10 protein-coding genes are annotated in these 12,064 nt (G+C 65.9%); 6 read left to right on the plus strand and 4 right to left on the minus strand.

Features of this window, described 5'->3' with window-relative positions:
• Window positions 1–19: 19 nt before the first annotated feature.
• From Q0897_RS00780 to Q0897_RS00795, 4 genes are all read left to right on the plus strand, one after another.
• Entirely contained in the window at window positions 20–724 is a 705-nt protein-coding gene (locus Q0897_RS00780; RefSeq protein WP_299307018.1) for a zinc transporter, read from the plus strand.
• A gap of 451 nt (window positions 725–1,175) precedes the next feature.
• On the plus strand, window positions 1,176–2,750 hold the full coding sequence (gene guaA, locus Q0897_RS00785; protein ID WP_299307019.1) for a glutamine-hydrolyzing GMP synthase: 1,575 nt from the start codon (window positions 1,176–1,178) through the stop codon (window positions 2,748–2,750).
• Between the two features lie 168 nt (window positions 2,751–2,918).
• The gene (nth, locus tag Q0897_RS00790) at window positions 2,919–3,578 is read left to right on the plus strand and encodes an endonuclease III (protein ID WP_299307022.1); all 660 of its coding nucleotides are present in this window, start codon (window positions 2,919–2,921) and stop codon (window positions 3,576–3,578) included.
• 87 nt (window positions 3,579–3,665) lie between these two features.
• Entirely contained in the window at window positions 3,666–3,905 is a 240-nt protein-coding gene (locus Q0897_RS00795; RefSeq protein ID WP_299307023.1) for a hypothetical protein, read from the plus strand.
• Window positions 3,906–3,991: 86 nt separating this feature from the next.
• On the opposite strand, the gene bktB is transcribed toward Q0897_RS00795, so the two are convergent.
• Window positions 3,992–5,176: a beta-ketothiolase BktB gene (gene bktB / locus Q0897_RS00800; RefSeq protein ID WP_299307026.1), complete on the minus strand. Its 1,185-nt coding sequence runs from the start codon at window positions 5,174–5,176 to the stop codon at window positions 3,992–3,994.
• A gap of 230 nt (window positions 5,177–5,406) precedes the next feature.
• Between bktB and nadB the strand changes: the two genes are divergently transcribed.
• Window positions 5,407–7,014: an L-aspartate oxidase gene (gene nadB / locus Q0897_RS00805; protein ID WP_299307028.1), complete on the plus strand. Its 1,608-nt coding sequence runs from the start codon at window positions 5,407–5,409 to the stop codon at window positions 7,012–7,014.
• Window positions 7,015–7,029: 15 nt separating this feature from the next.
• Here the strand turns inward: nadB and Q0897_RS00810 are convergent, their stop codons facing one another.
• Window positions 7,030–7,266, minus strand: a complete 237-nt coding sequence (locus Q0897_RS00810; protein WP_299307029.1) for a GlsB/YeaQ/YmgE family stress response membrane protein — start codon at window positions 7,264–7,266, stop codon at window positions 7,030–7,032.
• A 577-nt stretch (window positions 7,267–7,843) separates the two neighbouring features.
• Between Q0897_RS00810 and Q0897_RS00815 the strand changes: the two genes are divergently transcribed.
• Complete coding sequence (locus Q0897_RS00815; RefSeq protein ID WP_299307554.1) at window positions 7,844–9,697, plus strand: ribonucleoside-diphosphate reductase subunit alpha; 1,854 nt, start codon at window positions 7,844–7,846, stop codon at window positions 9,695–9,697.
• Window positions 9,698–9,745: 48 nt separating this feature from the next.
• On the opposite strand, the gene Q0897_RS00820 is transcribed toward Q0897_RS00815, so the two are convergent.
• Window positions 9,746–11,041 (minus strand): FAD-dependent oxidoreductase, encoded by a 1,296-nt coding sequence (locus tag Q0897_RS00820; RefSeq protein WP_299307030.1) that lies wholly within the window; start codon window positions 11,039–11,041, stop codon window positions 9,746–9,748.
• A gap of 96 nt (window positions 11,042–11,137) precedes the next feature.
• Window positions 11,138–12,001, minus strand: a complete 864-nt coding sequence (locus tag Q0897_RS00825; RefSeq protein WP_299307031.1) for an alpha/beta hydrolase — start codon at window positions 11,999–12,001, stop codon at window positions 11,138–11,140.
• Window positions 12,002–12,064 lie beyond the last annotated feature (63 nt).

Consider the following 12,064-nt stretch of genomic DNA (forward strand, 5'->3'; position numbering starts at 1 on the left):
CGGGCGCAGGAGAGACGCGATGATGATGACGCTTCTTGTGGTGGTGGCGGTATCGGCCGCGCTCATCGCGGGCGCGGCATGGGGCATTTACGGCCGCATGGGCGATACCACGCGCGCGTTTCTGGTGGCGCTGGCGGGCGGGGCGCTGGTGCTGTCGCTGGTGACGGAGCTTATCGAGCCGTCGGTGGAGCGAAGCTCGCTTGCCATGGCGATGATCGGCGTGGCCGCGGGCGCGGTGGTGTTTGCCGCGGTCGATTACCTCATCGACGAACATTGGGGGCCGGATTCGGGCGGCGGTCTGCTAGCCGCGATCACGCTCGACGGGATACCCGAAAACCTGGCGCTGGGCGTGGCGCTGATCGGTGCGGGCGCGGGAGAGGTCGCGGCGCTCGCCGGGTCGATCTTCCTGTCCAACCTGCCGGAGGCCGCGGGGAGCGCGCGCGACATGGCGGCGCATGGCGGGCGCTCCAAACTGCGCATTCTGGGCATATGGGCGGCGACGGCGGGGATCTTGTCGCTGGCCGCGCTTGCGGGCAATCTGCTGCTCGACACGGTGGGGGAGGAGGTGCTGGCCTTCATCCGCTGTTTCGCGGCGGGCGCGGTAGTCGCCAGCCTTGCGACCGAGGTGTTCCCGCAGGCCTATCAGGATGACAAGCATCTGGCAGGGGTCGCGACCGCGCTCGGGCTTATCCTCGCGCTGGTGCTGGGCAATATGGGGGGATAGGCAAAAACCCGCCGCCTGCGTCCCGGCGATCCGGGGGCGAGGCGGCAGGTTTTTGAAACGGTCAGATCAGCGTGGCGGTAAAGAACAGCCCGCTGGCCGAAGCCGCGACGATCACGCCGCAAAGCGGACCGGCAAGGTTGAGTGCGATGTTTCGCATGGAATGTCTCCTGTTGGCATGAAAGCCTTCAGCGCATCCGTTTCCCAAAAAGGTGAAGGGCGGCGGGACCGGGAACTTGGGGGTCTTCCCGGTGCGTGCCCCGTGGGGGACTGGGGAGAACAGGGCGCCGCCGCCCGACAAGGAGGCATTTATTGCGGCGAGGTTACAATCGCAAATGCGAAAGTAACATTATTGCTTGCAACTTTCGCAATCGTTCTGCGTCCCGATCGCCGGACGCACCGCGCGCTGGACAGATGCGGGACGGCTTTCTATCGCGCGCCCATGCCCGATACTTTGACAGATTCGACCACCGACGACACCATCCTGATCGTCGATTTCGGAAGCCAGGTGACGCAGCTCATCGCGCGCCGCGTCCGCGAGGCGGGCGTCTATTCCGAAATCGCGCCGTTCACGCAGGCTGCGGAGGCGTTCGCCCGGATGAAGCCGAAGGGCATCATCCTCTCCGGCAGCCCCGCCAGCGTGCCGGGCGAAGGCAGCCCCCGCGCGCCGCAGGCACTGTTCGAGGCGGGCATCCCCATCCTCGGCATCTGTTACGGGCAGCAGGTCATGACGAAGCAGCTGGGCGGCGAGGTGCGGCCCGGCCACGAAACCGGCGAGGGCGGCGAATTCGGGCGCGCGTTCCTCACCGTGACGGAAAAATGCGCTTTGTTCGACGGCCTGTGGCAGGTCGGCGAACGGCATCAGGTCTGGATGAGCCACGGCGACAAGGTGACCGAGTTCGCCCCCGGTTTCGAGATCGTCGCGACCAGCGATGGCGCCCCCTTCGCCGTGATCGCGGATGAAAGCCGGCGTTTCTACGGCACGCAGTTCCATCCCGAGGTCATTCACACGCCCGATGGCGGCCGGCTGATCGCCAATTTCGTGCGCCATGTCTGCGGCTGTGCGGGCGACTGGACCATGGCGGAATTCCGCCGCACGAAGATCGCCGAAATCCGCGAACAGGTCGGCGACGGCAAGGTGATCTGCGGCTTGTCGGGCGGGGTCGATTCGGCCGTCGCCGCCGTGCTCATCCACGAGGCGATCGGCGATCAGCTGACCTGCGTGTTCGTCGACCATGGCCTGATGCGCATGGGGGAGGCGGAGCAGGTCGTCTCGCTCTTCCGCGGGGCGTATAACATTCCGCTGGTGCACCGCGACGTGTCGGCCCTGTTCCTGAACGGGTTGAAGGGCGTCACCGACCCGGAGGCCAAGCGCAAGTTCATCGGCAAGACCTTCATCGACGTGTTCGAGGACGAGGCGAAGAAGATCGGCGGCGCCGATTTCCTCGCGCAGGGCACGCTCTATCCCGATGTCATCGAAAGCGTGTCGTTTACCGGCGGGCCGAGCGTCACGATCAAGAGCCACCACAATGTCGGCGGCCTGCCCGAACGCATGAACATGCAACTGGTCGAACCCTTGCGCGAATTGTTCAAGGACGAAGTGCGCGACCTTGGCCGCGAACTCGGTCTGCCCGATGTGTTCGTCGGGCGCCATCCGTTCCCTGGACCGGGCCTCGCCATCCGCATTCCGGGCGAGGTCACGCGCGAACGTTGCGACATCCTGCGCAAGGCGGACACGATCTACCTCGAGGAAATCCGCAATGCCGGGCTGTACGATGCGATCTGGCAGGCATTCGCCGTGCTGCTCCCCGTGCGGACCGTCGGCGTGATGGGCGACAGCCGCACCTATGACAGCGTGTGCGCCCTTCGCGCGGTGACCAGCACCGACGGCATGACGGCGGATGTGTACCCCTTCGACAGCGCGTTCCTGTCCGCGACCGCCACGCGCATCGTGAACGAGGTGCAGGGCATCAACCGGGTGGTCTACGACTATACCTCCAAGCCCCCCGGCACGATCGAATGGGAGTGACGCCAGACACGCCATGACGCGGGGCGTCATGGCGGCAGCGTCACTCGCGAGCGATAGCGAAGCGCAAAACGCCAGACACGCCATGACGCGGGGCGTCATGGCGGCAGCGTCACTCGCGAGCGATAGCGAAGCGCGGAACCGGGCCGACGCTGGTCGATTGATGCGGCGATGGCACTGATCCCCGAAGCAGAGGTCGAAACCGTATTTCGCCGGCTGTCCGATGCGATGCCGGGCCGCACCCCCGATGCGAAGGGACCGAAGGGACAGCCCGACGCGTTCCGCTCCTGCATCTCCTGCATGTTGTCGGCGCAATCGCTCGACCGGAATACGGCGGCTGCGGCGCGCGCGCTGTTCGCGCTGGCTGAAACGCCGGAGGCGATGCTCAGGCTCGACGACGCGGCCATCGCCGATGCGATCCGCCCGTGCGGCCTCTACAACATGAAGACGCGCAATATCCGCGCCTTTTGCGCGGCCCTGCTCGACCGGCATGGCGGCACGGTGCCCGACACGCGCGCGGGGCTGATGGCATTGCCCGGCATCGGGCGGAAATGCGCCGATATCGTGCTGTCCTTCACCTTCGGGCGCGCCGTGATCGCGGTCGACACCCATGTGCACCGCGTCTGCAACCGGATCGGCCTGACCGATGCGAAGACCGCCGACCGCACCGCGGCCCAGCTGGAGGAGCGCGCGCCCGACTGGGCGATGCAGGACGGGCATTTCTGGCTCATCCAGTTCGGGAAGCGCATCTGCCGCGCGCGCAGCCCGCTTTGCGAGCGATGCCCGGTCGTCAACCATTGCCTGTGGTACGAGGCGAACCGCGCGCATTGACCGGAACCGTTTTGCCGTTCACGCTTTGCCAAGATGGCCCCATCGATCCAGACCCGATCCACGCAACCGGGGCCGTGGGAGCGAGACATGGCCGACAAACGCGATACGCAGACCCCTTTTCCACACATGCCGACCGACATGGGCATGCCGATGCTGGCAGCGTGGATGGAGATGTGGATGTGGCCGATCACCATGATGGCGCGCATGATGGGCAGCGGCGAATACCGCCCCGATGCGGAGCCGGAGATCGACCGCGCCTGCAAGGACAGCCAGCTCCCCGTGCCCAACCCGATTCAGAAATCCGCCGATAGCGACATCTTCGCCTGATCGCGGCGCGTCATAAAGAAGCGCATGAAAAAGGGCGGCACCCGGTGACAGGTGCCGCCCTTTCGCTTGCGCGGTGAACGCAGGCGTTAGCTCACGTTTTCCCAGATCGCGGCGATGCCCTGACCGCCGCCGATGCACATGGTGGTGAGGCCCATCTTCGCCTTCTGACGGCGCATTTCATAGGCGAGCTTCGTCGTCAGGATCGCGCCCGTCGCGCCGATCGGATGGCCGAGCGAGATGCCGCTGCCGTTGGGGTTCACCTTCGCATTGTCGAACGCCATCTCGTTGACAACGGCGCAGGCCTGCGCGGCGAAAGCCTCGTTCGATTCGATCACGTCGAGCGCGTCCTTGTCGATGCCCGCACGTTTCAGCGCGGCCTTCGTCGCCGGGACCGGGCCGATGCCCATGTATTGCGGGTCGACGCCGGCGTGGCCATAGGCGACGAGCCGCATCATCGGGGTGAGGTTATGCTCCTTCACCGCGGCCTCGCTGGCGAGGATCACGGCCGATGCACCGTCGTTGATGCCCGATGCATTGCCCGCGGTCACGGTGCCGCCTTCCTTCTTGAACACGGTGCGCAGGCCGGCAAGCTTGTCCGCGCTCGTGCCCGCCTTCACATGTTCGTCGGTGTCGAAGGTCGCGACATTGCGGCCCTGGCGCACCTCGACGGGCACGATCTCGTCCTTGAACCAGCCCTTCTCGATCGCGTGGGCGGCGCGGCGCTGGCTTTCGGCGGCGAGCTCGTCCTGCATCTCGCGGGTGATGCCGTATTTGTCGGCGACATTCTCCGCCGTCATGCCCATGTGATATTCGTGGAAGGGATCGTGCAAAGCGCCCAGCATGCCGTCCTTCACCGTGGCGTCACCCATTTTCAGGCCCCAGCGCGCGCCGGTCATGAAATAGGGTGCCCGGCTCATCACCTCGCACCCGCCGCCGACCGCGATCTCGCAATCGCCGAGCGCGATCATCTGCGCCGCCGACACGATCGCCTGAAGTCCCGACCCGCACAGCCGGTTGACGGTCATGGCGGGCGCCTCGTGCGGGATGCCGGCCTCGACCGCGGCGATGCGGCTGACATAGGCGTCGCTCGGCTCGCACGGGACGACATTGCCCATCACCACGTGGCCGACCACCTCGGGGGAAAGCCCCGCGCGTTCGAGAGCGGCGGCAATGACCTTCCCGCCAAGATTGCCGGGCTTCGCTTCCTTGAAGGCGCCGCCGAACGTGCCGATGGCGGTGCGTGCGGCGGAAACAACGTAGATGTCCTTCATGGTCGGGTTCTCCAATGGTGAATTTGACATGGGGGTTAGGCAAATTTCGCCCCGAATGCCAGTGGTAGGCGCCGACCTGCCCGATTGAAGAGGGCAGGGGGCGGACAGCGCCCGCGAAAACGCGCGCTTGCCATGGGTGCGAATCGAATGGCATGGCCGCGTCACGACGACCGTAAACGAGGACACCACCGCATGACCACCATCGCCCCGTGCAGCCCCGGTTTCCCCGGATGAGCGATTATGACGTCATCATCGTCGGGTCGGGGGCGGCGGGATTGTCGGCGGCGCTGGTGCTGGCCGAGCGGGCGCGCGTCCTCGTGCTGGCCAAGGGCGCACTCGATGCCGGTTCCACCGCGTGGGCGCAGGGGGGCATCGCCGCCGTGCTGGATGCGGGCGATACGTTCGAGGATCACATCCGCGACACGATGGTGGCGGGCGCGGGGCTCAACCGGCGTGAGGCGGTCGAATATGTCATCGAACAGGCGCCCAAGGCGATTCAGCGGCTGATCGACCTCGGCGTGCCGTTCAATACCGACGGGCAATCGCTCCACCTCACGCGCGAAGGGGGGCATTCGCATCGCCGGATCGTGCATGTCGACGACGCGACCGGCTGGGCGGTGCAGGATGCGTTGCTGCGTGCCGCCGATGCGCACCCCAACATCACCATGCGGCCCAACATGGTCGCGATCGACCTCATCGGCGACCGCCACCGCACGGAACCGGAAGGCGGGCAGAAGATCTGGGGCGTCTACGCGCTCGATGCGGCGAAGGAGGCCGGGCAGAAAGGCCGGGTCGAGGCATTGACCGCGCGGGCCACCATCCTCGCCACCGGCGGGGCGGGGCGCACCTACCTGTTCAGCACGGCGCCGCGCGGGGCGACCGGCGACGGCATCGCGATGGCGTGGCGCGCCGGGTGCCGCGTGTCGAACATGGAATTCATGCAGTTCCACCCGACCTGCCTCTACAATCTCGACGTGAAGAATTTCCTCATCACCGAGGCCGTGCGCGGTGAGGGCGGCATATTGAAGCTCCCGCCCGAGGCCGGGACCGAGGCCGGGCGCCGCTTCATGCCCGATTTCGACCAGCGGCTCGAACTCGCCCCGCGCGACATAGTGGCCCGCGCCATCGACCATGAAATCAAGCGGCTCGGCCTCGATTACGTGCATCTCGACATCAGCCACCGCGAACCGGAATTCGTGCGCGAACATTTCCCGACGATCCACGAACGGCTGCTGAAACTCGGCATCGACATGACGGTGCAGCCGATCCCCGTCGTCCCGGCACAGCATTACACCTGCGGCGGGGTGCGGGTCGACATGGCGGGGCGCGCGGACCTGCCCGGCCTATACGCGATCGGCGAATGTTCGGACACCGGCCTGCACGGGGCGAATCGCCTCGCGTCGAATTCGCTGCTCGAATGTTTCGTGTTCGGCGATGCCTCGGCGCGCGACATCCTGGCGCGGATGGACGATCTGCCGCCGCCGCCGCCGGTCCGCCCATGGGACGAAAGCCGGGTCAGCGCCGCCGACGAGGAGGTGGTGATCAAGCAGAACTGGACCGAGATCCGCCGCTTCATGTGGAACTACGTCGGCATCGTGCGCACGGATAAACGCATGGAGCGCGCGGCCAATCGCATTCGCCTGCTCAATGACGAGGTGAAGGAATATTACGGCAATTTCCGCGTCACGCAGGACCTGATCGAATTGCGCAACCTGTTGCAGACCGCCGATCTCATCGTGCGCAGCGCGCGGCGCCGCAAGGAAAGCCGCGGGCTGCATTTCAACGCCGACTATCCGCTGACCGACGAGGTGGCGCGCGACACGGTGATCGTACCGTGACGCGCGCGGCGGCGCCTAGAAGAACAGCCGCCCGATCAGGATGAGCGCCATTCCGCCGAGGATGGAGGCGAGGCAGCCCGCCCGGTGGAAATCGGAGCGCCCCCGGCTCGTCACCAGCCCGGCGAGCAGCGAACCGCCAATGCCGAGCGCGATGGTGGCGAAGAACCCCATGTCCACCTCGCCGGGAAAGAAGAAACGCGCCAGGACGCCGATGACCGCGCCCGATACGATGGCGCCGATGATGTTGAGCATGGGGTAGGATCCTTTCCGGCAAACGCCTTGAACACGAAGGGTGGGATAGGTTCGCAAAACGCAGGATGCAAACCCTCCCGGCGGGGAGGTGCGGCATGCGAATTTCGGCCGTGGAAAAAAAATCGCAAGATTTCGCTTGCATCGCGCGGGGGCCAGCTTTGCCCGCGCGTCGCGGCCCGTTCGGGCGGTCCGGGCATCGCAACGGGTGGCGGCATGCGTATTGACAGCGGGCCTGCTTTTATAGAGACATACCACCCATCGACACGATCTGGGCGGCAAAACGCTACATATCGGTGTTCTGGCTTTTTTTGGTCGTTATCGCTGCAATCGTTCCGGGGCTATGTTTCCGGGCGCTGCGGTGCTGCGACCGCAGGTTCGGCAGGTGGGCAAATCCATGGATTTCAAGGACGGAGACGACGCGCAGGTGACTTCGACAGCTGGGGATATCGACATGTTCGCCGACACGGTGGAGCAGAAGGAAAAGCCGGCGAAGAAGGCCCGCACCGCCGCGCCTGCAAAAACGCCCGCCGCAGAAACCGAAACGGTGGAGACCGCCACCGCGTCGGCCATGGCCAACATGGTGAGCGAGGTCGCCAAGGCCGCCGCTGCAAAACCGCTGTCCTCGCATGACATTGCCGAGCGCCGCTTTGCCATCACCACCGATGACAGCCGCGATGCGCTGCTCACCGATTTCGGCAAGGAAACGCTGAACGACCGGTACCTGCTGCCGAACGAAAGCTATCAGGATCTGTTCGCGCGCGTCGCCGACGCCTATGCCGATGACGAGGCGCATGCGCAGCGGCTCTACGACTATATCTCGCGGCTGTGGTTCATGCCCGCGACGCCGGTGCTGTCCAATGGCGGCACCGGGCGCGGCCTGCCGATTTCGTGCTATCTCAATTCGGTGGAGGACAGCCTCGAGGGGATCGTCAACACCTGGAACGAGAATGTCTGGCTGGCGAGCCGCGGCGGCGGGATCGGCACATATTGGGGCAGCGTGCGCGGCATTGGCGAGCCGGTGGGTTTGAACGGCAAGACCAGCGGCATCATCCCCTTCGTCCGCGTGATGGACAGCCTGACCCTCGCCATTTCGCAGGGTTCGCTGCGCCGCGGATCGGCGGCGTGCTATCTCGACGTGTCGCACCCGGAGATCGAGGAATTCCTCGAAATCCGTAAACCCTCGGGCGATTTCAACCGCAAGGCGCTGAACCTGCATCACGGCGTCCTGCTGACCGACGAATTCATGGAAGCGGTCCGCAACGGCGACGAGTTTCAGCTGCGCTCCCCCCGCGACGGCAGCGCCCGCGCGACCGTCGATGCGCGCTCCCTGTTTCAGAAGCTCGTCGAAACCCGGCTGCAGACGGGCGAGCCCTATATCGTGTTCTCCGACACGGTGAACCGCATGATGCCGAAACATCACCGCGATTTGGGCCTCAAGGTCAGCACGTCGAACCTGTGCAGCGAGATCACACTGCCCACGGGTCGCGACCATCTCGGCAACGATCGCACGGCGGTGTGCTGTCTCTCCTCGCTCAATCTCGAAACCTGGGACGAATGGCACAAGGACGAGATGTTCATCGAGGACGTGATGCGTTTCCTCGACAACGTGCTGCAGGATTATATCGACCGTGCGCCCGATGAAATGGCCCGCGCGAAATATTCGGCGGAGCGTGAGCGCAGCGTCGGCATGGGGGTCATGGGCTTCCACTCGTTCCTGCAGAAGAAGAACATCGGTTTCGAAACCGCCATGGCAAAGGCCTGGAACCTGAAAATGTTCCAGCATATCAATGCCCGCGCGAACGAAGCGTCGATGATGCTGGCCAAGGAGCGCGGCCCGTGCCCCGACGCCGCCGATCAGGGCGCGATGGAACGCTTCAGCTGCAAGATGGCGATCGCGCCGACCGCGTCGATCTCGATCATCTGCGGCGGGACGAGCGCGTGCATCGAGCCGATCCCGGCCAATATCTACACGCACAAGACATTGTCGGGCAGCTTCATCGTGAAGAACCCGTATCTGGAAAAGATCCTGCGCGAGAAGTCGAAGGATTCGGCCAATGTGTGGAACTCGATCCTCGAACGCGGCGGATCGGTGCAGCATCTCGACTTCCTCTCGCCCGAGGAAAAGGCGGTGTTCAAGACGAGCTTCGAAATCGATCAGCGCTGGCTGCTCGAATTCGCGGGCGACCGGACGCCCTATATCGACCAGGCGCAGTCGCTGAACCTCTTCATCCCGGCCGATGTCGACAAGTGGGATCTCGCCATGCTGCATTTCCGGGCGTGGGAGATGGGGATCAAGTCGCTCTACTACCTGCGCTCCAAATCGGTGCAGCGCGCTGGCTTCGCCGGCGGGGTGGAGGCGGACAACACCATCGATCCTGCGAAATACGAGCTGCCGACGACCGATTACGACGAGTGCCTCGCCTGTCAGTAAGCGACGGGGCGCGGGTTTCGAAGCCCGCGCCCGTCTGCGGTCCAGGCGTCAGCCGCTCGCGCGGATCATCGCCTCGATATCGGTGAACTTCTCCCGCGGGGCGCCGTCGCGCGCGGCGCCGGTTTCCGCCTCCTCGATCCGTTTCCAGTCGCGGAAGGTCACGATGTCGAGCCCGCGCTCTGCCGCCAATGCGTCGAAACCTTCGCGGCCCTGCTTGCCCGCGGGGTCGGCCATGTCGGCGGCGATCTTGTCGATGATGGCAAAGCCGTCGGGCTTGTTCGTGCCGATGGTGCCGGTCGGCCCGCGCCGTGCCCAGCCCACGCAATACAGCCCGTCACCTACGCGCCCGTCGTCATTGGCGATGCGGCCCTGTTTTTCATCAAAAGGCACGCCGGGGATCGGCACGCTGCGATAGCCGATCGCGCTGACCACGAGACCACAGGGAATGTCGTACGTCTCCCCCGTGCCGACCGGGCGGCCATCGTCCAGCCGCGTCCGCTCCACCGTGACGGCGGCGACGCGATCCTCACCCACGATGCGCACGGGCGAGGCGAAGAAGTCGAATTCGATGGCGAGCGGCTTGTCGCCGGCGCGGTTCTGCGCGAACTGGCGCAGCAGGGCGACCGACTTGCGCTGTCCGGGGTCCAGCGCCTCATCCTCGCTCTCGGGCGGAAGATCGTCCGGCGCCACAATGGGCACCGCCCGTTCCAGCTCGCCCAGCTCGCCCAGCTCCTTGGGCGTCATCGCGATCTGATGCGGCCCGCGCCGCCCCAGCACCACGATCCGGCGCAGCCGCGACGCGTTCAACCCGTCGAGCGCATGGGCGACGATGTCCGACCCTGCAAATTCGCGGGCGGTCTTGGCGAGGATCCGCGCGATGTCGAGCGCCACATTGCCATTGCCGATGACGACCGCGGTTTCGGCGGCAAGGTCCGGCGCCAGCCCGGCGAATTGCGGATGCCCGTTGTACCAGCCCACAAACTCGGCGCTGCCATGCACGCCCGTCAGCTCCTCGCCCGCGATGCCGAGCGCGCGGTCCCGCGGCGCGCCGGTCGCCAGCACCACCGCATCGTAAAGCGATTGCAGCTGCGCGATCTCGATATCGGTGCCGATGGAAATATTGCCGACAAAGCGCACGTTCTCGGTCAGCGCGGTCTTTTCATAGCGCATCGCGACCTTCTTGATCGTCTGGTGATCGGGCGCGACGCCGGTGCGGATAAGGCCATAGGGCACGGGAAGCCGGTCGAACACGTCGACGCGCACATCGTCGCCCCATTGCTTCAGCGCGGCTTCGGCGGTGTAGTAGCCGGCCGGGCCCGACCCGATGATGGCGATGTGACGCATGGCGCTTTCCTTCCCGTCATGGCCGCGCGCCTTCGCGGGCGAGGCCGATGGTTTTCCGGCGCGATGGTATCGAAGCCCCGCGAAAAGAAAAGCGGTTCAGGCCGCCTGCCGCCCGGCGCCCGCGGCGGAGCCGGCATCCGACGCGCGCGGGGCCGCGCGCTCATCCCCCTCCGCGGCGAAAAACCGTTTCAGCCGCGGCAACACCCGTTCGGGCGAGGCGGGCGGCGCCAGATGGCCGCCGCTCTTCAATTCGAACGTTTCGGCCGAGGGCAGGGCGCAGCGCAGGAACTGATTATGCGCGACCGGCACGACCATATCGTCGTCCGTCCCCACGATGAGCACCGGCACCCGCACGAACGGCAACAGCGGCAGCACGCTCCACCCCGCGAGCGCGAACAGCTGTCCCGTCACCCCGGCGGGCGTCGGCGCGGCGAGGCGGGTGAGAAGCCCTGCGCCCGCGCCGCCTTCCTTCAGCATGGCGGACAGGTTCCGGCTCATCCGGCGCGGATCGGCATATTCGCGCGGATCCATCAGCCGCGCGATCATCTCCGCATCGCCGAGCGGGAGCGGCATGCCCGACGTCGTCGACACCAGCACGAGCCGCCGCACGTGATTCTGCGCCTGCACCGCGACCTGCTGCGCCAGCGCGCCGCCCCACGAAAAGCCGAGGCAATCGAACGCCTCGCCCGGATAAAGCGTGTCCATCATCGCGGTGATGTCGCGGGCGATGCACGCCATGGCATAGGGCATGGCCGGATCGGGCGATCCGCCGCATCCCGGCATGTCGGGGATGACGATGCGCCGCCCGGCAAAACCGGACGCCAGCCCTTCGAGCAGGGCGGTGTTGAACCCGATTCCATTGAGCAGCAGCAGCGGCGGCATCGCAGACGAACCGTCCGGATTCGTCGCGACATTGAGGGTGCGGCGGCCCGCCTTGATACGGGAATTGTTAAATTTCATGTCCGCGCCTTATCATCCGATCGCGCACAGGCACAGCACTAGTTGCTGACAGCGCCGTACAGG

This window comes from uncultured Croceicoccus sp., assembly GCF_947496385.1.
In the GTDB taxonomy this organism is placed as follows: domain Bacteria; phylum Pseudomonadota; class Alphaproteobacteria; order Sphingomonadales; family Sphingomonadaceae; genus Croceicoccus.

What these genes read in the sequence shown, in the direction of transcription:
- Q0897_RS00820 (WP_299307030.1), bottom strand. Translation starts at nt 11,041, where the DNA reads ATGCGTCACATCGCCATCATCGGGTCGGGCCCGGCCGGCTACTACACC.
- bktB (WP_299307026.1), bottom strand. Translation starts at nt 5,176, where the DNA reads ATGAAGGACATCTACGTTGTTTCCGCCGCACGCACCGCCATCGGCACG.
- nth (WP_299307022.1), top strand. Translation starts at nt 2,919, where the DNA reads ATGGCACTGATCCCCGAAGCAGAGGTCGAAACCGTATTTCGCCGGCTG.
- Q0897_RS00825 (WP_299307031.1), bottom strand. Translation starts at nt 12,001, where the DNA reads ATGAAATTTAACAATTCCCGTATCAAGGCGGGCCGCCGCACCCTCAAT.
- Q0897_RS00795 (WP_299307023.1), top strand. Translation starts at nt 3,666, where the DNA reads ATGGCCGACAAACGCGATACGCAGACCCCTTTTCCACACATGCCGACC.
- Q0897_RS00780 (WP_299307018.1), top strand. Translation starts at nt 20, where the DNA reads ATGATGATGACGCTTCTTGTGGTGGTGGCGGTATCGGCCGCGCTCATC.
- Q0897_RS00810 (WP_299307029.1), bottom strand. Translation starts at nt 7,266, where the DNA reads ATGCTCAACATCATCGGCGCCATCGTATCGGGCGCGGTCATCGGCGTC.
- nadB (WP_299307028.1), top strand. Translation starts at nt 5,407, where the DNA reads ATGAGCGATTATGACGTCATCATCGTCGGGTCGGGGGCGGCGGGATTG.
- Q0897_RS00815 (WP_299307554.1), top strand. Translation starts at nt 7,844, where the DNA reads ATGGTGAGCGAGGTCGCCAAGGCCGCCGCTGCAAAACCGCTGTCCTCG.